Here is a 19,629-nt window from a genome sequence, read left to right as displayed (position 1 = left end):
CCTAAGTATTCTGGACTCGAATCAAAGCCTCGACTTCGCTCGGCTTTAAGGTTGATTTTGGACATTTCCAAGGTTGAACATAAAGGGGACGCCGCTTTTGGAGTCACCACCCATAACAAGGACTTTTGGCATCTGAGCGCCGCCACTCTTCCAAGCTTCAATTGCTTCTTTTTGGAGAACCAACTGTCCTCCTTGGGCTTTGAGTGTCTCTGCTAAGAGTCTTTGAGATTCTGCCTTACCTTTGGCGCGATTCACATCTGCTTGTGCTTCTTGTTCAGCTTCCCGTGCTACATAAACGGCTCTTTGCGCCCTCTGTTCAGCAATTTGTTTTTCTTCCACTGCTTTGGCAAATTCTGGTGAGAACGCTAAGTCAACTACGCTAGTATCTAACACAATTATCCCATATTTGTCTAAGCGATCGCCTAATGCATGATCAAAGTCTTCTTTCAATTCGCTTCTTTTAGTAATTGCTTCTTCTACTGTTCTTCTGGCTGCGGCAATTTTAAATGCTTCTTGTGTCTGAGGTGCAATGATTTTTGATACAATATTTTCTAAGGTTCCTTGTTTCCTTCTAACTTCAACTACCTTTATCGGGTCGAGGCGAAAGTTAATCGCAAATCTCGCAGATAAATTTTGCAGATCCTTGGTAGAACTCTCTGCGGGTACTTCAAACTTTTGCACTGTCAAATCATACACATCTATCACTGTAATAAAAGCCGGTTTTACGTGAATACCTTCTAATAAAGCGCCATCTCTAGCTTTACCTAAGATGCTGATCACTCCTGCTTGTCCAGGATTAATAATGATATAGGAATTTAGTCCGATAATCAGTAGTATTGCTAATACAATTCCTAAAACTGTGGTTTGCCAATTTCCCAATTGCTGATTTTTCAAATTCTTCTCTCCATCTGGGTGATCAGTGCTGAGTAACGAGTGGTGTTAGCGGTAACGAGGCGTTTTGCTTTGACTGAAGTAACTCAGTAGGGGCACAGCATTGCTCATTGGTGTCAACTTCAGCTAGAAATCGCCTGTTGACTTCCAGTCCCGCCCAGAAATAAATTTCAGGGCTAATACCCTAAGTCTACTGAAGTAGACTAAAGACTTTTCAGATTATTTAGTCATCTTTAGATGACTTTCGCTATTAGCAAGGAACTTCAGTTCCTTGCGGGACATGGCTTTTACGTTAAGTTGACACGTATGAGCATTGCTGTGCCCCTACTATAACGGTTCTCAATTGCATGGAATACAGTAAGACTTACGCACAAGTCTACGGAATAACTAACCACAGAGGCGCAGAAGACACATGGCAAATAATTTTGCGATCGCTATTGACCAATTCTCAAAGCAAACAAATTGTCTTTAAGCTGTACTTTTTCACTGTTCACTTGGAGGATTATTTAAATTAATTTTCCAAATATCTTAATATTTCTTAACTAAGTTGAAAAAATCTTGGGATTGAGTTCAGAATTAAGAGCGATCGCTTGGAAGCATCTTAGTGAAAGCAAATATACCAGATGAAAAACAAGATTCTTGCTCCCTCTCCGAACCCACGGAAAGGGCTGGGGTGAGGTTTTACAAAGCTTTTTACAAAAGTGAGATATTCACAAGCGATCGCTTTGTAAAGGTTAGTTGATATTTCTTGTCAAACTGCTGGTTAAGTTAGACACTAAGAAATACAACATATGCAATTATTTATATGACTGCTATTTCTAACCTGGAATTCAAACGGCCAATTTGGCAAACCGCGATCATATTGACTTTGGGCTTTTGGATCAGTGCTAGTCTAGTTTTAGACTGGGTAATCATGCCTAGTCTTTATCTGTCTGGAATGATCAGCCAATCTGGTTTTACGACAGCAGGCTATATGATTTTTTGGAACTTCAATCGGATGGAATTATTCTCTGCTGCTGTAGTATTGACTGGGGCACTAGCTTTGAGCAAAACCCAATATCACTTGCGGATTGGCAGTATTGTTTTATCCGTGCTGCTGCTAACTATAGCGATGCTTGACACCTATTTCTTAACTCCGCAGATGTGCGCTATAGCAGTTCAACTCAACCTATTTGAAGCTGCTGCTGCTATTCCATCCACAATGAATTTACTACACGGCGGTTATTGGCTACTAGAAGTAGTTAAGCTGGTGGCTGGTGGCACACTTTTAACCTGGTGCTGGCGGGAGCAATTTTAAGTAGATGGAGAAGTATCTACTTCTAAATCTCACGCCCAAGACGTAAAGAAATTCTTTGCGTCTTTTTGCTACATATATCTTATGGGTTAATTAATACCATGTCTACGACTTTTGTATTTATATTTGTGACTTTTAAAACTTGAGATTTATCGGGCAAATTGCTACCATAAAATGATTCACTCATTTATAAGTGTAATTAAATAACCATCCAAAATTATCTTTTACTGTACATTTTCAGCCTTACCGGACATCCTAAAAAATAAATATTTATGACAATTATCTGGAAGATGCTATTAATTAGTTTTCATGTTTACTTTACTTATTTATCATGAAGTTTATATATTTCTGCTAACTTTTTTGAAAACTATAGTAACCTGAATTTTAGTGAGTACGTTACTTCTTATCTACCATCTAGCTGAAAATAGCTATTTTGCAGGTCTGTACTACCAATCAAGAACATCGCTATTAGTTCTTGAATTTGTCACTCCAAATTGTGCAGGGTGACTTATTTAGCCCCACACAACATTAGAACCCGTTTCCAGTACTTATGAAGAGATTCCCTTCTGCTGATTTGGTCGCCTGTGCATCTCACCACATACCATCATGGCGGCAATTATCAGCTAACTCATCCTTGGTCGGAGGTTTAGCATTCTTGTTTGTTGTGCAAGTGATAATTTTGCCCAATCCCAACACTAAAAGTTGCTCTACAATCACAAACTTAAGTAAGATATTGAACTTTTGGAATGCTTAGTTTTTAATAATACTTTTTCTCTTGATGAAGTTCTCCTCAAGAAGAAACTTCTTGGAAAAGTACCCAACCACCTACGTTACGGCTAGAAAAACATAGGCTAAAAGCCTTGATTGAGAGCCATTTCTGTCTACATTACAGTAGATTTTGATCACCCCAGACTTTAGCATTAGGGGTAAAAAAAATTTTGCAAGAGAACTAAAGTATCTACAATTTTAGGCTGACAAATACGGATAACAATGATGCTTTTGTGACTGATGGGCGAGAGCCAATTGTCTGTGCGTGGCACTTGAGTTATTGTTAGATTGGCTAGATTAGCGAAAGATACAGAAAACCAATCTAATTTTTGAAATACTATATCCTGGCAACCAGTCGGGCAATTTTGCTATTGGGCAATAACATGAATTGGTTTAGTTGTAATTCGTGGATTATAGCTTAACAGAGATTGGTGAATTAAGAGTTGGGGGGTGTGGAATCTCTGTACTAACTCAATTGTTACCGCTATATTTATCTGAAAGTACTTCCAAGAAAGTCGCGGTGAATTGCGAAAAGGTAATTCATTAATTTTGCCTGCAAATATTAATTTTATTCCAGAGCCATTCCAATGAAGACACTTCCGATTAGTAGATACAGATTTTTCCAAAAGCTCCAGCCTTTATCTCTGTTGAAAAAAATCACTGGTAAGTCGGTTACTGGTTGTTTGCAGGTGTTTAGCACGTCAGGCTCTTGGTCAATATATATGGACGAGGGTAAACTAATTTATGCCTGCTACTCAGAAAAAATGTTTGAGCCGCTTTACAGGAATTTGCAACGTTTGAGTCAGCAAATTTCTACTCTCCCTGACGGAATCAAAGAACAGTTACGCGCGATATTTGAAACTGGTATTGAGAATCAGGCAATACCAAACCCAGATTATCTGGCTATTTGCTGGTTAGTCAATCAGAAGTATATCAGTCCCTCTCAAGCGGCGATACTGATAGAACAATTGGCGCTAGAAGTTCTAGAGTCATTCTTGAACTTAGAAGAAGGGAGTTATGAATTTATTCCAGAAAGCTTTCTGGATGACATGCCAAAGTTTTGCCATCTAAATCTCCGCTTATTAGTTGAACGATGTCAAACGCCCCGAAGCGTTGGCGTCTCTGAAAGAGAAGCGGTTTATCGTCAGACATCGCCAAGTTCTCAATCGCACCCCTCACAATTGTTCCAAATAAATCAGCTACAACCTAAAGTCAAAACTACACCAGAGTTACCTAGAACAAATGGCTATAAACCAGCAGCCTACCCGATTAATACTAATGAACATAGGGGTCAGGGAATCATCCAACCGCCTGCTGACAAAAAAATCTACACAATCTTCTGTATTGATGACAGTCTGACGGTATTAAATGATATTAAAAGTTATTTAGATGAGCAAACCTTTTCTGTTGTCGGAGTCAATGATTCTTTAGAGGCTTTAATGCAGATTATTCGCATAAAACCCGACATAATTTTGTTGAATATTTCGATGCCTAATTTAAATGGATATGAACTCTGCTCTTTGCTGCGTAAACACTCACATTTTAAAAATACACCTGTGATTATGGTGTCAGAAAAAGTCGGGTTTATAGATAGAGCTAAAGCTAGGATGGTCAGAGCATCTGGCTATTTAACTAAGCCTTTTACACAAGGAGATTTACTAAAAGTGATCTTTCAGCATATTGTTTAATTTACTAATATAAAATGGATAGTTCAGAAGCTCACACGCTCTTGAAATTAGGAATTATTAATTATAAATTATGAATTATATTGACATCTTCGCCAGTATTTCCAAAAGCGATCGCTCCATAACTTCAGTGACAAATTTATTACCTTGCAAGTTGAGGTGAATGTGATCGTGATATAAACCTTGCGGGTTGGTGGTTGAATTGAATATCGGTAAAAAGTCTATATAGTTAATTTGCTCTGCTTTGGTAAAATCGTTTAAGCGCTGGCGGGCTTTAATTTCATAATCGCGGGGGCCTGGTTGACCAATTTCTCGCAGTAAGGGAGTCATGACTAGTAGAAATTGGCTGTTGGTTTGGCGGTTCAAGGCTTGAATTTTGCCGATCGCCTCCAGATTAATCCCAATGCGATCGCCTGCTTCATTATGCACTGCTTTCATTTCGGGAATTGGCTTTTGTTTGACGATATAACGTTGCCACACTTCCACTAATGCTAGGGGAGGTTTACTATCGGGATAGTTGCGATCGCGTCCTACCGGGAAAGAGGTGGGAGGAGTAGCAAACAAATCATCAGTATTAATTAATAACACTACTACTTGCGCGTTGAAATTGCTAAACTTCTGTAAATAAGCTAATTCGTTCCTTGGACCCCAAGAGTTAGCTGAAGCATTCAATACTTCTACTTCCTGATAATTACTATTAGTGGATGATGCCAGAGAACGCATCATCAGGCTGGATATTGTATTAGTCTGATCTGTCCACCAGCCGCCATTAGCAATTGAATCACCTAACAGTAAAACTCGCAGCCCAGAAGGTGCAGGTGTCTTTTTGATCGGACTACCTCGCATCGAATACTGATTAATTTCAATGCGATTACCAAAACGACGGGTATGCTGGTTAGGAGCCAATAAATAACCAATCTGCTCATCGCCAATGTAAATCAGGGGATTGCCAAAGCCAAAGAGCGATCGCAGTCCGATCTCGACTACCACAAACAATCCTACAACTACCGCCAAAATTACGATCAGCGCTACTTTCACCTACCGACACCCTCTTATACTGAGTTGCTTTTTAACGATAGTAACTGACGCATTGGGCATTGGAAAGAAGCAGAGGGGCGGAGTACTCAAAGGTAAACTTTTTTACCCCAGCTAAGAGTTCAAGAGCTTCTTTTCCACTCCCCAGGCATCTGACTAACCGGATTAATATCTATTGGAATGTATTTAATAAACTTTAAAAACAGCAATTATACGGCTATTAACCGTCTATCTAAGAGTTTACCAAAGTTTTGATATATTTTGGCTAGTTTTGTGCAAAAGTATAGCAGTGTTTTCTAGTGATATAATTTTGTATTATAGGTATCAATACAGCTACAATTTTGATTATTTTCTCAATTAATTAATTTAGCAATTTTTTTTTTCGGGGATAGGTTAGGATGATCAAAATAGCCACACGTAAATATTTAGGTAAAGAAAATGTCTATGACATTGGGGTTGAGCGTGACCATAATTTTGCGGTCAAAAATGGCTTAATAGCTTCCAATTGTTTCAATAAATCCCATTCGACTGCTTATGGTTATGTAACTTATCAAACAGCATATTTAAAAGCTAATTACCCATTAGAATATATGGCGGCGCTGTTAACGGCTAACAGTGGTGATACCGATAAGGTACAGAGATATATTACTAACTGTACAAATATGGCTATTTCCATAGACCCGCCAGATATTAATCGTTCTGGTGTTGATTTTACGCCGACATTGGGAAAAATTCTGTTTGGATTTTCGGCGGTGCGTAACGTGGGACAGAATGCGATCGCCTGTATTTTGGAGGCGAGAGATCAGACAGGAGAATTTAAATCCCTTGCTGATTTTTGCGATCGCGTCGATTTACGGGCTGTTAACCGCCGCACTCTAGAGTCACTGATTTACTGTGGAGGCTTTGACAAAATTCAACCCAACCGCCAACAGTTAATTAACGACTTAGAATTAGTGTATGATTGGGCACAATCTCGCGCTAAAGACAGAGCTAGTGGTCAAGGGAATCTCTTGGATTTATTAGGCGACGGATTTTCTTCGACTCAGAATAAAAGAGCAAATAATGTCTTTGAAACTGCTCCTAAATCTCAACCTGTAATGGATTTTACCCCACAGGAAAAGTTGCAGAAAGAGAAAGAATTATTAGGCTTTTATGTATCAGATCATCCCCTGAAATCCTTACGAAAAATAGCACCACTTTTGACTCCAATTAACCTTTCGCAACTGGGCGAACAAAAGGAAGAAATAAGGCTTTGTGCAGTTGTAATATTGAATAATGTCAAAAAAGTGGTTACTAAAAAAGGCGATCAGATGGCAATTTTGCAAATAGAAGACTTAACTACACAAACCGAAGCTGTAGTTTTTCCTAAAACCTATGAACGCATTAGTTCCCTACTCGTAGTTGATACTAGATTGATTATTTGGGGAAAAGTAGATCGACGCGACGAACAAACTCAATTTATTCTTGAAGATGCAGAACCGGTGGAAACAGTACAAATGGTGATGGTGGAGTTAAATCCGCAGCAAGCAAATAATATCGATTACCTACATCACTTGAAAACAATTTTGCAAGAACAGTCAGGAGACAAAGAAAAGGCAAAAATGCCAGTGATTGGAATTATCCAAACTGAAAATTCTCGTAAACTTGTTCGCTTGGGTTGGCAATTTTGCGTACAAGATTCTAGAATAACTGTTCAAGCTTTGCAAAACGCCAGTTTTACTGCTCATCTAAAATCGCTGACTGGTAGCTGACACCAGGAGTAAAAAGTCTATTAATACTGAAAAACAGGTTAAAAATTAGTTTTACCCAACTGTCAACAGTAAATAGCCTTAAATATGCAAGAGCTTCATAGTTTTTTTAGTTACTTATGCGGATGATATTTTCCTTGAGGGAGTGGTATCTTTTTATGCTAATACCCTCAAGGCTGCGACCGGGGGAAGGAGTTAGAACTTGATGATCGTAAACGAGCTACAGAAATTTGTTTCATACTGTAAAAAAATTCAACCGCAAACTCATGAGGACATTCAAAAATTTTTTGAAGGAGTGATTCTGTTTCCTTATGATAAGGAACTTCTATTGCAAGCTTATTTATTTCTGAATATTAAAGAGTTGTTTCCCTCGTGCGCTGAATTGCTGTTATTTGAAAAATCCCCAATTTCAGATTATACAGATTTAGGGAAGTGTGATTTTGTTTTCCTGACCTTTAAAGGTAGTCTGTTTTTAATTGAAACTAAGTTTATTGATACAGAAGCAACCGGAGCGACAGAAAGAAAAAGAAGAAATAAACACAGAAATAAGGTATTTGAGCAAGTTATAACTTTAAAAGGACGATTTAGTGAATATTGGAATATGAGGCTAGATCAATTAGAGTGCGGGGTTTTCACAACAGATTCAGAACTTGCTTGGCGAGGAAATGGTGTGAACGTCACATCTAAATCAATATCTATAGATCAGCTCGAAAAATGGCGAAGAAGTTATCACAGCACTGAAAAACTTTTATCTCATCAAGATGGATCAAAGTTTGAGGGAAGGTTAATTTGAAAGGTTGATCTTTGACTCAAGTATACTTTTTACGGTGATTTTATCGGTTAAATCCGCCAGATTCACTCTCGCAATTTCATCTTTGTCCAACCATAGATCACCTTGACCCGGAAAATATGTCAAATTACTTGAATAAGTACTAAAGTTTGACAGGAAAAACATACTAATGAGAATTTGGCTTACTACTATTGTGCTAGCTTCTTCTTGGCTAATATCTGGGGTCATAGGTTGTCAGCCAATCAACGCTAGTTCTGTTTTACTAGAAAATCCTATATCATCTCCTGCGCCAACGCATACAAAACAGATTACTGTTAGTACCGCCGAGTTTGGGCTGAAGAGAGTTGACTCCAAAGGTAACGTTAGCATTTTCCAGACAACAAGAGTGCCACTTCAGGAAGGAAAAAGCTACGGCTGGCGGATTAAACTCAAAGATTACCAAGGTGAAGTGAAATGGCGCGAAGTCTTACGTTTACCAAAACCTCCAGAAAGTTGGGGTACAGATAACGGTGAAAACTTCTCAATATCAGCAGACGGCACTACATCTGTGATACGGCGCACACAGTCGGCTCCAGGGGGTGTGATTGAGAATTTTTGGACGATCGCTGCTGGCGATCCGGTTGGTAAGCATAGAATAGAGGTCTATATTGATGACCGTTTGATCAGTACTTTCGAGTTTGAACTTATTCGAGTTAAGTAGGCGAGAATAAATCAAAGTAGATTAAGTAATGTAAAAAATCTTGAGATGAGTTCGTAGTGTTCGCGTAGCGCGATGCCCTGAGCTTGCCGTACCACTTCGTGGAAGCAAGCTACGCGTAGCGTCTCGTAGAGAAGGGTCTCGTAGAGAGGGCTACCCTGCGGGAACGCTTCTCTACGAGAGGCTCCGCCAACGCGAACAGCCCTCAAATGAGGAGTAAAGTCCTGACTACAAACCTTGAATTATTCACACCGCTCTACTTAAAAGGGATTGACGATTTTGGATTAAATTTCAATTCTTTAATCCAAAAGCGTTCGACTGAGCGCTCACGCCGTTCGCGTAGCGTTCCGCAGGAAAGTCTAAAATCTAAAATTCTTACTCCCCTTAACCTCAAGCTGAGGAGTATCTTAGAAATAGAAGTTTGATTCTTGTTGGGTGGCGATGGTGAATACAGAGGAATTCCTGCAATTGATCGAAAAGCAGCGCCCATGTCCTCAGACACTGCCAAAAGGACTGCAAGCAATGTGGTATGACAAGAAAGGTGATTGGAGCAAAGCTCATGAAATAGTTGCAAATGCCAGCGATGCCGATAGTGCCCGGATTCATGCTTACCTGCACCGCAAAGAAGGCGATTTGAACAATGCCCGTTTTTGGTATCAACGCAGTGGTCAGCCAGAATTTTTAGGAGAACTAAGTCAGGAATGGGAACAAATAACTTCTGTATTGCTAAGGAAGGTCAACGCGTCGCATGAATGCTGAAGAATTAAAAAGGCGTTTTGCCGCCGGGGAAAGATATTTTCCAGCGATCAATTTAAGTCGGGACAAGCTGATTGGAGCTTATTTGCCTGGAATCAATTTATGGGGATCTGACTTGAGTGGAGCTAACCTAGCTAAAGCTAAACTCTGGGGAGCAGATTTGAGTAGAGCTAATTTAGCCCAAGCGAACTTGACCAAAGCTAATTTGAGCGGTGTCAAACTGAATGAAGCAAATCTCCGGGGAGCCAAACTCAACTATGCCAAGTTGTATGGAGCGAATCTGACTGGCGCTTACTACGATGAAAGCACGCGGTTTTCTAGAGGTTTTGACCCGATCAGTAGAAATATGCAGAAGGTCTGAAGGGGATTTTGGACTCGCCTGCAAGCGGATTTGAGATTACAGCGTTTTTCAATTCATCCGCTAGTCGTACAGAATTCAGCATGAATACTGTATGACTAACGCCTCGATTCTTTCTGATTAAATTGGCGATCGCGTAGCGTGTCCTAAAGGATAAGCTATTACTTTAAATAACTTATTTTAATATATCTTGATGTGAGCCATCTACCATAGAAGATATCAACATTTGTTCAAAGACTTTGGAAAGAGCAGTTTGAAAACGCTGACGATGTTTAAGTTTGAAAAAAGGTCGAACGATTTCTGCGTAGGCATAGCCTGCCGTAGACATCGCACCGTTGCCCTCTCTGTTATCAATAACTCGAATAGCGCGTAGAGTTCCTAACTGGATTTCTTTTTTTACCATCAACTCAGAAATTCCAATTGCACCGACACCATCTTCGATCGCGGCTTTTGTCATCTCTCCACTATTGAATACTAAAATCACATCCAGTTCACTGAGATTGATTCCCCAATTCTGTAAAGCTTCCTCAAACCTTTGCTGGGTTCCAGAACCTGGTTCTCGCATCACCCAAAGGGTTTTAGTCAATTGGCTTAAATCAATTTCTCCCCACTCAAACCAAGGGTGTTTTTTACCTACGACAATTTGCAAGCGATCGCTCCCCACTATTTCGTACTCTAGAGTATTCTGAAGCGCTGGCTTCACATCTCCTTCCACCAAACCTAAATCAAACTGTCCGGTCGCCGTTCCTACACAAATCTCGTCTGTATTGGCAAGGCTACAGTTAATCTGGATACCGGGATATCGGCTCTTAAACTCACTAATCTTACTTGGTAGCCAGTAGTTACCAATTGTTAGACTCGACCCTAATTTCAATTCACCCCGTTGCAGATTGTTCAATTCTCGCAATCCCCTTTCAGTCAAGGAAACTTGATCGAGAATTTTCTGCGCTTCCACTTGCAATAATTTACCCGCCTCAGCAATCTCGATATGGCGACCAATCCGATGGAATAGTTTCACTCCGTATTCTTGCTCTAAGTTGTGGATTGCGGCGCTGACGGCAGGTTGTGTAATATAAAGCTCCTCTGCTGCGCGAGTAAAGTGTAAGTGCTGCGCCACAGCCTGAAAGATTTTTAGCTGCTCAAGCGTCATTCCTGCCATTTATGGTATCCCTATAACTTGGTGTCAAAATTTTAATCACTTTCATTTATCATTCTGACAAATAAAAGCATTTGATTCTATCGGTTAATTTGACTAAAGTATAAATCAAGGCTTCGGCACAGAACTAAACGAGCAGGAGATGAGGGGGATGTAGCTTTAGCTGACCGCAGAGTGGGAGACAAGGGAGACAAGGGGGACAAGGGGGAGAAGCGGAGTATCCAATGCCTAATACTTTGGAAATGCTCAGTACATACAAATGCCCAATGCCTCATGCCCAATGCCCCATGCCCCATGCCCAATGCCCAATGCCCAAGCATGAAAATAAGGACTTCCAAAAATGAGCGATTTAGTAACTGCAATTACCACAGGGATTACCGCATTCACTGCCACCAACATTGATGATATTGTGATTCTGACGCTGCTTTTTTCACAAATAAATAAAACGTTCCGTAGTCGTCACATCCTTGCTGGTCAGTATCTCGGTTTTGCTGCATTGATCATTGCTAGCCTTCCCGGTTTCTTCGGTGGACTAATCATACCGCAGGACTGGATTAGACTACTTGGCTTAATGCCAATAATCATTGGTATGAGTAGTTTACTAAAACGTGAAGAGGATTCAGCAGAGAAAGCCGAAGAAGAAGCCGAGCCGTCTTGTCCCTCTATAATTAGCAGTTTTATCTCTCCGCAAACCTGCAATGTAGCTGCGATCGCCTTTGCGAATGGTAGTGATAATATCAGCGTCTATGTGCCCCTGTTCGCCAATTCTGAACTAGATAGTCTGCTGGTAATACTAAGTGTATTCTTTTCGCTAGTGGGTGTGTGGTGTTATGCCGCTTATAAGTTAACCTACTTGCCTGCGATCGCAGACTTTTTAACGGAAAATGGCAACAGTTTTGTGCCTTGTATCTTAATTGGATTAGGTGTATTTATTGTTACCGAAAATGTTACTTGGACTCTTTTATCTGTAGTTTCCAGTTATATATTTTCATTGATTTTAGGTTTCAATACTCAGCCGTCGAGTGAAGAACAATAAAAATTAAGTATCTAAAAACAGGTGCATGATGAATTTTCTGGTCACAATGAATGCCAAACTGTAAAATATATTACCCCTTAACAGGAATCGAAACATGAAAATCTGGAAATCTCTGCTAATTGTCTTGATGATTTTTACTAATCTAGCCTTTGCTCAACCTTCTTTTGCTGATCGACCAAAGTTTAGCAAAAACCCTGACTATATCGAAGTCACTAAAGCTCTTAAGGAACTCTCTCAGACAAAAGATAGCCAAACTCAAGTTGAAGGTCTCACACCAGAAGAAATTCAAAACCGAATCCAGGAATTAACACTGCAAAAATATGCTTTAGAAACGGGAATCAACTGGGGTCAATGCGACAACCAAACAGGTAATACTATAGCAGTATATGGCAAAAGACCAAATGATGAAGACAATGAAGATGCCGTATACGAGAATGGTCTGTATTTTCTAGCTAATGGTCAGTCCACTAAAAATAACTGGGATTGTGATGGCATTTATCTAGCGAATGATGCGGAGGTAGCAAATTTCACTTCTAGTCCGAATGGGCAAGGTGAAGAATTGACTGGGCCGGTTGCTCTCAAGATACTTGATGGAACTCAGTTAGTGATTAAGACGAATCCCGCTACTGCTGCAATTGAATTGAGTGTTCCGACTGTGAAAGTTCTTAACAGCAAAGAGGCTAACTGGTTTATCCCAGATATATCACAGGCTCTAATAGATACACGAGTTCCCAATGCGCCTACCAAGAAATCTTGAAATAGAAGCGCATAGTCTATTATTTTGAATGTTTAAACCTCTTGCAAAAGTCCCCTAACACCCCACCCGCCGGCTCTTAGGGGAGACTTTGACCTAAGTCGAAGGCGGGGTGGGGTTCTTTTTTTGATTTATGCAAGAAGTCTATTGTTCTCAATTTAAATAGGGTGACAGCCAAAATCAGAGGCAAAACAGGACAAGCACTGGTAAAAAGCCTCTCTGATCTTGGCTGTTTTCTTTATGACCCTTTATTACTTACAGTTGCTCTGTACCATCAATTACGAATTACGAATTAGTCGGTCAGGCTTGTTTTATTTCGATATCTGCATGAAAATAAATTTTGAAAAAATGTACAATCACAATAGGCATATTTCAGTAGCGCGACTATTGCGCTTGGTGCAAGTCATCTGGAAGGAGATTTCCTACTACCTTCGCATTTTTGTAAGAAGAGCCGCTTTGGGGATAAGGGTATTATTAATGCAGTTACAATTGAAACCTACAGAAGAAGATAAAGATAAAAAAAAGCCAGGACGGCTGAATCCTTCCAGAGTCCGAGATCACTTGGCAAATGAGCGTACTTACCTCGCTTGGATGCGGACAGGGATCGCTCTTTTAGGTTTTGGTGTCGTCATCGTGCGTTTACGTGCTTTCCAAGTACCTTTGATACCCCGTCCTGGCAACGGCTGGAAGTTAGGTTTAGTCTTCTCGCTGGTGGGTTTAATCACAGTATGGCTCTCAACGTCACACTATTTCGCTGTCCGTCGTCATATCGAAGAAGATACTTATGAACCAACTGACCGTTGGGTGTTGCTGTTCAGTCTCGCTGTAATGATTCTCGGAACTGGGGTAATCTATTTTGTTTTTACAACTTCTTTAGATCCAATGAGTCCACTTATCCCTGAGTAATAGTATTTTCAAAACCGCACCTTATACAACTCGAATAATTCCCCTGATTTCTGCGCTATTACTTTAGCACCAGTGGCCTTAATCGTTTTTTCCCACTTAGCCAAAGGCTCTAAAAACACCTCAGCCCCCAAATAGGTTTCTAGAACTGCCCAATCTTCCGCTAAAGGCTGTTCTGGGTTGAGGATGTCAAACACGAAATGTCCACCTGGTTTTAACACCCGCTTGACTTCTGCCATTACAGCATCCCAGTATTCGAGTGGAAAATAGCAGCTGAATCCGGTGGCGATCGCCAGATCAAATTGCTCTGCTGAATAGTTTAACTGATCAGCTGCTCCCAACTCAACACCTTTGAACAGCTTAGAATTCAACTGCGGCCCACGGGAATTCAGGGTATCGCGTGCCACATTACTGATTTCTTGCCCATGAAAAAACGCTTGCCAATCCCGCCAAGGATAAATTAAAAAGCTGATACCACAGCCGATATCTATACAGTGCTGGTTTTTTTGAGGTTTAGCAATTTCCCAGAAAGGGGAAGCAATTCTCCCTGAGAAACTCCCAGCAATCCACTCGCGGAATATTGGCATCGCCTGTACTTCTGTTGGGAGTTCAAAGGTTTCACCTTGATATTCTCGGTTAAAGCGATAGGCTACTTGGCCTAATCTTTCATCCCAGTTGCTTGATTTGTGTGAAGTAAAGAGATTTTGGAACTGTGAATCGGACTTTTTAGACATTAGGTTTTTATTAGTTTTTAAGTACTTTAATCCAGTTCTAGTGTAGACAAAGTGGAAGCAATAAGTTCTATGTTTTCATTGCCAGCGCACCGCTACGGACGGTATTAAATGTAAAGCGGTTCGTTCTTTATTTCTTGCACTATCGACGCATCTTCATACAGAATTGATATTACCTATTCCCACTGCTGATGCTTCAGTCTTGAGAGCGAAAATTACGATTTGATGTAAAGCATAACGAAGCTTTAAGAAGATAGAGCATAGGAAGACTGAGAAATTGCCTTGGGATGTTGTTTAAAATAAGCCTGGAGTTACTTGCAGATCAACACTTGGGAATACTCAAAGCCAATAGCGGAGAAATTAACGAAGCGATCAACCTTTTTGAACAATCTCTTGCCCTCAAAGAACCAATTGGCAATGATCGAGGTAAGGCAATGACGCTGTGGTGGTTAGGGGGTATAGCAGAACAACAATGCGATTACAATCAAGCACTAGATTATTTGCAGCAAGCCTTGGAGATATTGCAGCGTATCCAATCTCCTGATGCTGAGAGATTAGGGCAAGTGGTGGCGAGAGTGCAAGATTTAATTCGTAATTCGTAATTAAGAAAGTTGAAATTTACAGCTATTTTCAGGTAAATATACCACGATGTAGGGGCACAGCAATGCTGTGCCCTTACGGCAGATATGGTTCAAATACATAAAAACTCCTGTAATCTGGTTTTACAGGTTGGCATCTGTCGCCTATTTTGAAGAATTCCTGTAAGCGATCGCCCCTTTTGCGTTAAGCTGACTCATCCACGAGTCTTTGATACTCGTCGGCGAGTCTTTGATACTCGTGCGAGAGTCTTTAATACTCGTCGGCGAGTCTTTGATACTCGCGGGAGAGTCTTTAATACTCGTGAGCGAGTCTTTGATACTCGCGGGAGAGTCTTTAATACTCGTCGGCGAGTTCTTTGATACTCGTGAGCGAGTCTTTAATACTTGCGCGAGAGTCTTTGATACTCGTTCACCAGTTTTTTAGATTTGTGGCTTGGTTGTCGGAGATTGCGATCGCCATAATTTACCCCGAAGCACATTCTAAACCAAATAATCTAGATTTACACCAATCACTTTCAGACGTTCTGCTAGCATTTCCAGGATTTTCTTTGCCTTCACGGAACACGCAAACATACTTAATTCGTAAACGTAATATTCTGAGTTAAAGGCTCATCTAAATGAGCCTTTAACAGAGAAAAGAGATATTAGCCTAAATCGAAAAGCAAGATTTCGCCGCCGATGTTGGTGCTAATTTCTAGCTGTTCTTCGCCGTTGATTTGCACTCCGTCGCCGGCTCTGAGTTCTTCGCCATTCAGGTTAACTATGCCTTGCGCTATTTGTAACCAGGCATAGCGATCGCGTTTGACTTGATAAGTAACAACATCACCTGACTCTAAAACAGATGTGTATAAATCAACATCTTGGTGAATTGTCACAGCACCATCGCGCCCATCTTTAGAAGCAATTAAGCGGAGTTTGCCTTGCTTTTCTTCCAGAGGAAAAGCTTTTTGTTCGTATCTTGGCGCTAATCCTTCTTCATCGGGAAGAATCCAGATTTGTAGTAAGTGTAGTGGTTCGTCTGGTGAAGGATTAAATTCACTGTGGCTGATTCCAGTACCAGCGCTCATAATCTGTGCATCGCCGGGACGAATCACCGATCCAGTACCCAAGCTGTCTTTATGCTCTACAGCACCTTCTAAGACGTATGTGAGGATTTCCATGTCACGATGGCTGTGCGTAGGGAACCCAGCACCAGGGGCGATGCGATCGTCGTTAATCACTCGCAGAGAGCGAAATCCCATGCGGTTGGGATCGTAAAAACTACCGAAGGAAAATGTGTGATAACTATCGAGCCAGCCCATTTTAGCGTGACCACGGGCGTTTCTATCATGAATTAGATGGCTAATTGTATTTTGAGACATATATTTACCTTGTTGTTAATGAGTATTTAGAGAGGCGATTAATCGCGTCTGTACAAGAGTTAGGAATTGAATGGAATTAGCATACCTTTTCAGTAACCGACTAGCTTATTGAAGTTGAAGTATCAACCTTGATGTATCACTTGTCGAAGATATTTTTGAGTTTTCCGACCTAGTTTTTAACTATTTCAATAGTAAGGTATATACATATAAATGAAAAGTACGCACTTAAAAGTGACGTACTTACTAAAAACATACTATTAGATTTAAGAAAAGCTACTTTATTTCAGAAGTGCTTATTTTACACCAGCAGGGATCTTTTGAGTTGTAATAGTAGCCGCTTTGCTATTCTCTGCCTTAATTTCTGCTACTTGTAGATGAGCTTCTAAGAACCAGAGTCGTTTGTCAATGGTGCGGGAAATTTCGGTGTAAAGGTCGGCTGTATCTAGGTCGTCTAATTCATCAGTTTTAGCGATCGCTTCCCGCAGATGTTTAGCATAGAGTGCATAACGATCTGACAGAGCTGTTACGTGGTCTTTGCCATCCAAAATATCTAAAGGATATTCTGGCAAAATTGAATTACTAGCTGCGGCGCGGGCTGTTCCGAAAGCGTATCCGCCTAAAGCTGTGACGCGTTCAGCTACCAGATCGATGTACCCTTCCAACTCAGTAGCAAGTTCATCAAATAATAGGTGTAGCTGGTAGAAGTCAGTTCCTTTAACATTCCAGTGCGCTTGCTTTGCTTGGGTTTTCAGATCCGAAGTAGCTGCCAAGGTTTGGTTGAGAAGTACCACGATTTGCACTCGCGCTTCGGCGGGAATGTCAATCCGGGTCGGGAACAGACGTGATGAAATGGTGTTGTCGATCATGGTTCTACGTTAATACCTTTTACATCTAACTTTACAAAGAGTGTTTGGGTCTGCGAAACTCTCTGACGGCAGATTGAATTAACGTCTGAATGTGTTAAGGTTTATGACTATTAATCAGATCCGATGGTTTTCTATAGTATTGAATGTACCACCGAAAAGGCGATCGCGAATATCATCATTGTGTAAAAAGTCATGGGGAAAACCCAGTTCAATTTGACTCACTTCATTTAAACGTTGCAAATGTTCTGGCGAGAGGCTGACTTCTATTGAAGCTAAGTTATCTTGTAACTGCGTTAATTTACGTGCCCCAATAATCGGAATAATCACACCACTTTGAGCGCGTAACCAAGCTAATGCTACCTGTGAAGGTGTGTGTCCAATTTTGGCTGCAACTTCACTGACAACTTGAGCGATCGCTAAATTCCGTTCGGAAATAGTTCCTAAGGCTGCATTTGCTAATCGCGCCTGTTCGCTACCCTCTTGAGGAGGCTGATTATACTTACCTGTCAGCACACCACCACCTAAAGGCGACCACGGTGTTACTGCTAAATCAAAGGCTTTGGCCATCGGTAGCAAGTCACGTTCTGGTGTTCGCTGAATCAAACTATATTCAATTTGCAGGGCGACAAACTGCGTCCATCCTTGGTATTGGGCGATGGTATTTGCTTGAGAAACGATCCAAGCAGGTGTGTCAGAAATACCGATATAAAGTACTTTACCTTGACGGACTACATCATCAAGCGATCGCAAGACTTCTTCAATCGGTGTTGTGAAATCCCAAGCGTGCAACCAGAATAAATCAATGTAATCGGTATTCAGCCGTTTCAGGCTACCTTCTAAAGACTGAATTAAATTCTTACGATGGTTTCCACTGGCGTTAGGATCGCCCTTCTTCAGATTCATCTGCAAGGGAAAGGAATATTTTGTCGCAACTACAAAGCGTTCTCGTTCTAAGCCAATCAATTCACCGACAATTTTTTCACTACTACCATCGGTATAACCATTCGCGGTATCAATGAAATTACCCCCTGCTTCTACATAGCTATCAAACATTTTACGACTTTCGTCAACAGATGCACCCCAACCCCAATCTTCACCAAAGGTCATGGTTCCCAAGGAGAGTTCAGAGACTCTTAACCCGCTTTTGCCCAAGAGTTTGTATCTCATGAATATTTTCTCATTAATGAAAAAAAACCAAGCAAATACCATTCCAAAGGTATGATAACTGGAAACCGGGGGTGATGTTTGAAGACAAGCCCTTATTTGGATTGTCGTGCTATGTAAGAGGATGTTTGTAAACTATGAAGTTATATAAAGATGCAGGACAAACGCATCTTTATATAATAATGAATCTCAGAATCTAGATTCCCGATTTCTTGAAGAGTCGCGGATCTGGGCAGCAACTTTTACTTAAGTAAGTCCCAGTTCACCCGAAAGTAGAATAAAATCGGTTGAGGTTCTTTTTGAGAATCAAGGCGATCGCTCTTACGCCTATGCTGGAGAAAGGATTAATCACCTTAGTACAGCTTTGTCTAAAACCATAATTATCGTTGCCCTGATTGCACGCGGCGAACTTCCCCAAGTTCTGGGGGTTGGAACACCACTTGCGCTTCTAGCTGCTGACGATGTGGGAAACAATTCTACGCGATCCACGTCGTAATCATGCCCGACATTTTTGATTGCGATCGCTATTTTCCAGTCTAATATTTTAAAATTTACCATCATCGACAACTATCTAAAGAGTGAAACTTCTCCCTCTAGATTCAGCCATTAGTTAGTTTTATAAGTTGGATATATAGATTATGAATATATCATATCGCCAAGACACCTTTTATTTCTTAAATCTTGCTAAAGATCATGATATATTGAGCTTGACGGCATTAACCCTCTTGGGCAATTATGAAGAAACGGCTATTAAAAGCCAATTATCCTACTGCTTGACTGGGATTTTATAACTGATAAAATCTCTTGCTGGCATTAAGTATCTTTATTGTTGCAACCTACGAGATCACCAAAGGATAGCTGCTTATCCTGATTAGTGCTATCTGCGGTTCTTTAAAAATCCAATACGAATCTTATACTATGTTTGGTAAAGATTTGGATAAATGTTATGAGATGTCAGAGCAGCTACTCATAATGTCCACCATTTGAATTTTCCAGAGTTAAAGGTTGTATTTATGTTTTACCTTGCGGGGCAAACT

23 protein-coding genes are annotated in these 19,629 nt (G+C 40.6%); 14 read left to right on the top strand and 9 right to left on the bottom strand.

Features of this window, described 5'->3' with window-relative positions:
* Positions 1-45: 45 nt before the first annotated feature.
* Complete coding sequence (locus tag HWQ38_RS39360) at positions 46-894, bottom strand: prohibitin family protein (protein ID WP_292805710.1); 849 nt, start codon at positions 892-894, stop codon at positions 46-48.
* Positions 895-1,238: 344 nt separating this feature from the next.
* On the opposite strand from HWQ38_RS39360, the gene HWQ38_RS39355 reads away from it, so the two are divergent.
* Together HWQ38_RS39355 and HWQ38_RS39350 are read left to right on the top strand one after the other, a co-directional pair.
* A complete protein-coding gene (locus HWQ38_RS39355) occupies positions 1,239-1,406 on the top strand; it encodes a hypothetical protein (RefSeq protein ID WP_292805707.1) in 168 nt (55 codons plus the stop codon).
* A gap of 290 nt (positions 1,407-1,696) precedes the next feature.
* Positions 1,697-2,188: a hypothetical protein gene (locus HWQ38_RS39350; RefSeq protein WP_292805704.1), complete on the top strand. Its 492-nt coding sequence runs from the start codon at positions 1,697-1,699 to the stop codon at positions 2,186-2,188.
* A gap of 588 nt (positions 2,189-2,776) precedes the next feature.
* Here the strand turns inward: HWQ38_RS39350 and HWQ38_RS39345 are convergent.
* Complete coding sequence (locus tag HWQ38_RS39345) at positions 2,777-2,902, bottom strand: hypothetical protein (RefSeq protein WP_292805701.1); 126 nt, start codon at positions 2,900-2,902, stop codon at positions 2,777-2,779.
* A 638-nt stretch (positions 2,903-3,540) separates the two neighbouring features.
* Between HWQ38_RS39345 and HWQ38_RS39340 the strand changes: the two genes are divergently transcribed.
* Positions 3,541-4,641: a response regulator gene (locus HWQ38_RS39340; protein ID WP_292805698.1), complete on the top strand. Its 1,101-nt coding sequence runs from the start codon at positions 3,541-3,543 to the stop codon at positions 4,639-4,641.
* Positions 4,642-4,716: 75 nt separating this feature from the next.
* On the opposite strand, the gene HWQ38_RS39335 is transcribed toward HWQ38_RS39340, so the two are convergent.
* Positions 4,717-5,676, bottom strand: coding sequence for an SGNH/GDSL hydrolase family protein (locus tag HWQ38_RS39335; RefSeq protein ID WP_292805695.1), 960 nt, complete (start codon positions 5,674-5,676; stop codon positions 4,717-4,719).
* Between the two features lie 395 nt (positions 5,677-6,071).
* On the opposite strand from HWQ38_RS39335, the gene HWQ38_RS39330 reads away from it, so the two are divergent.
* The 5 genes from HWQ38_RS39330 (at position 6,072) to HWQ38_RS39310 (ending at position 10,025) form a co-directional block, all read left to right on the top strand.
* Positions 6,072-7,424, top strand: a complete 1,353-nt coding sequence (locus HWQ38_RS39330; protein WP_292805692.1) for an OB-fold nucleic acid binding domain-containing protein — start codon at positions 6,072-6,074, stop codon at positions 7,422-7,424.
* 202 nt (positions 7,425-7,626) lie between these two features.
* Positions 7,627-8,214, top strand: a complete 588-nt coding sequence (locus HWQ38_RS39325; RefSeq protein WP_292805689.1) for a hypothetical protein — start codon at positions 7,627-7,629, stop codon at positions 8,212-8,214.
* Between the two features lie 166 nt (positions 8,215-8,380).
* On the top strand, positions 8,381-8,911 hold the full coding sequence (locus HWQ38_RS39320) for a hypothetical protein (protein ID WP_292805686.1): 531 nt from the start codon (positions 8,381-8,383) through the stop codon (positions 8,909-8,911).
* Between the two features lie 438 nt (positions 8,912-9,349).
* On the top strand, positions 9,350-9,667 hold the full coding sequence (locus tag HWQ38_RS39315) for a hypothetical protein (RefSeq protein WP_292805683.1): 318 nt from the start codon (positions 9,350-9,352) through the stop codon (positions 9,665-9,667).
* A complete protein-coding gene (locus tag HWQ38_RS39310) occupies positions 9,657-10,025 on the top strand; it encodes a pentapeptide repeat-containing protein (protein WP_292805681.1) in 369 nt (122 codons plus the stop codon). Before HWQ38_RS39315 ends, HWQ38_RS39310 begins: the two co-directional genes overlap by 11 nt.
* A 172-nt stretch (positions 10,026-10,197) precedes the next feature.
* Here HWQ38_RS39310 and HWQ38_RS39305 read toward each other — a convergent pair whose 3' ends face one another.
* Positions 10,198-11,181, bottom strand: coding sequence for a LysR substrate-binding domain-containing protein (locus HWQ38_RS39305; RefSeq protein ID WP_292805679.1), 984 nt, complete (start codon positions 11,179-11,181; stop codon positions 10,198-10,200).
* A 337-nt stretch (positions 11,182-11,518) separates the two neighbouring features.
* Here HWQ38_RS39305 and HWQ38_RS39300 point away from each other — a divergent pair, with 337 nt between their 5' ends.
* The 3 genes from HWQ38_RS39300 (at position 11,519) to HWQ38_RS39290 (ending at position 13,874) form a co-directional block, all read left to right on the top strand.
* Positions 11,519-12,214 carry a cadmium resistance transporter gene (locus tag HWQ38_RS39300; RefSeq protein ID WP_292805677.1) on the top strand — a complete coding sequence of 232 codons (696 nt, stop codon included), beginning with the start codon at positions 11,519-11,521 and terminating at the stop codon, positions 12,212-12,214.
* 94 nt (positions 12,215-12,308) lie between these two features.
* Entirely contained in the window at positions 12,309-12,971 is a 663-nt protein-coding gene (locus tag HWQ38_RS39295) for a hypothetical protein (protein WP_292805676.1), read from the top strand.
* A 345-nt stretch (positions 12,972-13,316) separates the two neighbouring features.
* Positions 13,317-13,874 carry a DUF202 domain-containing protein gene (locus HWQ38_RS39290; protein ID WP_366933405.1) on the top strand — a complete coding sequence of 186 codons (558 nt, stop codon included), beginning with the start codon at positions 13,317-13,319 and terminating at the stop codon, positions 13,872-13,874.
* Positions 13,875-13,882: 8 nt separating this feature from the next.
* Here the strand turns inward: HWQ38_RS39290 and HWQ38_RS39285 are convergent, their stop codons facing one another.
* Positions 13,883-14,605: a class I SAM-dependent methyltransferase gene (locus tag HWQ38_RS39285; protein ID WP_292805674.1), complete on the bottom strand. Its 723-nt coding sequence runs from the start codon at positions 14,603-14,605 to the stop codon at positions 13,883-13,885.
* A 284-nt stretch (positions 14,606-14,889) separates the two neighbouring features.
* Between HWQ38_RS39285 and HWQ38_RS39280 the strand changes: the two genes are divergently transcribed.
* Together HWQ38_RS39280 and HWQ38_RS39275 are read left to right on the top strand one after the other, a co-directional pair.
* Positions 14,890-15,204 carry a tetratricopeptide repeat protein gene (locus HWQ38_RS39280; protein ID WP_292805672.1) on the top strand — a complete coding sequence of 105 codons (315 nt, stop codon included), beginning with the start codon at positions 14,890-14,892 and terminating at the stop codon, positions 15,202-15,204.
* Between the two features lie 425 nt (positions 15,205-15,629).
* Positions 15,630-15,806 carry a hypothetical protein gene (locus tag HWQ38_RS39275; RefSeq protein ID WP_292805670.1) on the top strand — a complete coding sequence of 59 codons (177 nt, stop codon included), beginning with the start codon at positions 15,630-15,632 and terminating at the stop codon, positions 15,804-15,806.
* A 39-nt stretch (positions 15,807-15,845) separates the two neighbouring features.
* Here HWQ38_RS39275 and HWQ38_RS39270 read toward each other — a convergent pair whose 3' ends face one another.
* The 4 genes from HWQ38_RS39270 to HWQ38_RS39255 all read right to left on the bottom strand — a co-directional run bounded on the left by HWQ38_RS39270 (position 15,846) and on the right by HWQ38_RS39255 (position 19,153).
* Positions 15,846-16,562, bottom strand: a complete 717-nt coding sequence (locus tag HWQ38_RS39270; RefSeq protein ID WP_292805668.1) for a pirin family protein — start codon at positions 16,560-16,562, stop codon at positions 15,846-15,848.
* A gap of 293 nt (positions 16,563-16,855) precedes the next feature.
* Positions 16,856-17,428, bottom strand: a complete 573-nt coding sequence (gene dps, locus HWQ38_RS39265) for a DNA starvation/stationary phase protection protein Dps (RefSeq protein WP_292805666.1) — start codon at positions 17,426-17,428, stop codon at positions 16,856-16,858.
* Between the two features lie 114 nt (positions 17,429-17,542).
* On the bottom strand, positions 17,543-18,595 hold the full coding sequence (locus tag HWQ38_RS39260; RefSeq protein WP_292805664.1) for an aldo/keto reductase: 1,053 nt from the start codon (positions 18,593-18,595) through the stop codon (positions 17,543-17,545).
* Between the two features lie 345 nt (positions 18,596-18,940).
* Complete coding sequence (locus HWQ38_RS39255; protein ID WP_292805662.1) at positions 18,941-19,153, bottom strand: hypothetical protein; 213 nt, start codon at positions 19,151-19,153, stop codon at positions 18,941-18,943.
* A 77-nt stretch (positions 19,154-19,230) separates the two neighbouring features.
* Here HWQ38_RS39255 and HWQ38_RS39250 point away from each other — a divergent pair, with 77 nt between their 5' ends.
* Positions 19,231-19,383, top strand: coding sequence for a hypothetical protein (locus tag HWQ38_RS39250; RefSeq protein WP_292805660.1), 153 nt, complete (start codon positions 19,231-19,233; stop codon positions 19,381-19,383).
* Positions 19,384-19,629: the final 246 nt, after the last annotated feature.

This window comes from Nostoc sp. NMS7 (assembly GCF_017115085.1).
In the GTDB taxonomy this organism is placed as follows: Bacteria; Cyanobacteriota; Cyanobacteriia; order Cyanobacteriales; family Nostocaceae; genus Nostoc.
This window is presented reverse-complemented; position numbering and strand designations above follow the sequence as displayed.

What these genes read in the sequence shown, in the direction of transcription:
- HWQ38_RS39310 (WP_292805681.1), top strand. Translation starts at nt 9,657, where the DNA reads ATGAATGCTGAAGAATTAAAAAGGCGTTTTGCCGCCGGGGAAAGATAT.
- HWQ38_RS39355 (WP_292805707.1), top strand. Translation starts at nt 1,239, where the DNA reads ATGGAATACAGTAAGACTTACGCACAAGTCTACGGAATAACTAACCAC.
- dps (WP_292805666.1), bottom strand. Translation starts at nt 17,428, where the DNA reads ATGATCGACAACACCATTTCATCACGTCTGTTCCCGACCCGGATTGAC.
- HWQ38_RS39270 (WP_292805668.1), bottom strand. Translation starts at nt 16,562, where the DNA reads ATGTCTCAAAATACAATTAGCCATCTAATTCATGATAGAAACGCCCGT.
- HWQ38_RS39295 (WP_292805676.1), top strand. Translation starts at nt 12,309, where the DNA reads ATGAAAATCTGGAAATCTCTGCTAATTGTCTTGATGATTTTTACTAAT.
- HWQ38_RS39325 (WP_292805689.1), top strand. Translation starts at nt 7,627, where the DNA reads ATGATCGTAAACGAGCTACAGAAATTTGTTTCATACTGTAAAAAAATT.
- HWQ38_RS39280 (WP_292805672.1), top strand. Translation starts at nt 14,890, where the DNA reads ATGTTGTTTAAAATAAGCCTGGAGTTACTTGCAGATCAACACTTGGGA.
- HWQ38_RS39290 (WP_366933405.1), top strand. Translation starts at nt 13,317, where the DNA reads ATGTACAATCACAATAGGCATATTTCAGTAGCGCGACTATTGCGCTTG.
- HWQ38_RS39305 (WP_292805679.1), bottom strand. Translation starts at nt 11,181, where the DNA reads ATGGCAGGAATGACGCTTGAGCAGCTAAAAATCTTTCAGGCTGTGGCG.
- HWQ38_RS39330 (WP_292805692.1), top strand. Translation starts at nt 6,072, where the DNA reads ATGATCAAAATAGCCACACGTAAATATTTAGGTAAAGAAAATGTCTAT.
- HWQ38_RS39260 (WP_292805664.1), bottom strand. Translation starts at nt 18,595, where the DNA reads ATGAGATACAAACTCTTGGGCAAAAGCGGGTTAAGAGTCTCTGAACTC.
- HWQ38_RS39350 (WP_292805704.1), top strand. Translation starts at nt 1,697, where the DNA reads ATGACTGCTATTTCTAACCTGGAATTCAAACGGCCAATTTGGCAAACC.
- HWQ38_RS39285 (WP_292805674.1), bottom strand. Translation starts at nt 14,605, where the DNA reads ATGTCTAAAAAGTCCGATTCACAGTTCCAAAATCTCTTTACTTCACAC.
- HWQ38_RS39255 (WP_292805662.1), bottom strand. Translation starts at nt 19,153, where the DNA reads ATGATGGTAAATTTTAAAATATTAGACTGGAAAATAGCGATCGCAATC.
- HWQ38_RS39315 (WP_292805683.1), top strand. Translation starts at nt 9,350, where the DNA reads ATGGTGAATACAGAGGAATTCCTGCAATTGATCGAAAAGCAGCGCCCA.
- HWQ38_RS39320 (WP_292805686.1), top strand. Translation starts at nt 8,381, where the DNA reads ATGAGAATTTGGCTTACTACTATTGTGCTAGCTTCTTCTTGGCTAATA.
- HWQ38_RS39300 (WP_292805677.1), top strand. Translation starts at nt 11,519, where the DNA reads ATGAGCGATTTAGTAACTGCAATTACCACAGGGATTACCGCATTCACT.
- HWQ38_RS39250 (WP_292805660.1), top strand. Translation starts at nt 19,231, where the DNA reads ATGAATATATCATATCGCCAAGACACCTTTTATTTCTTAAATCTTGCT.
- HWQ38_RS39340 (WP_292805698.1), top strand. Translation starts at nt 3,541, where the DNA reads ATGAAGACACTTCCGATTAGTAGATACAGATTTTTCCAAAAGCTCCAG.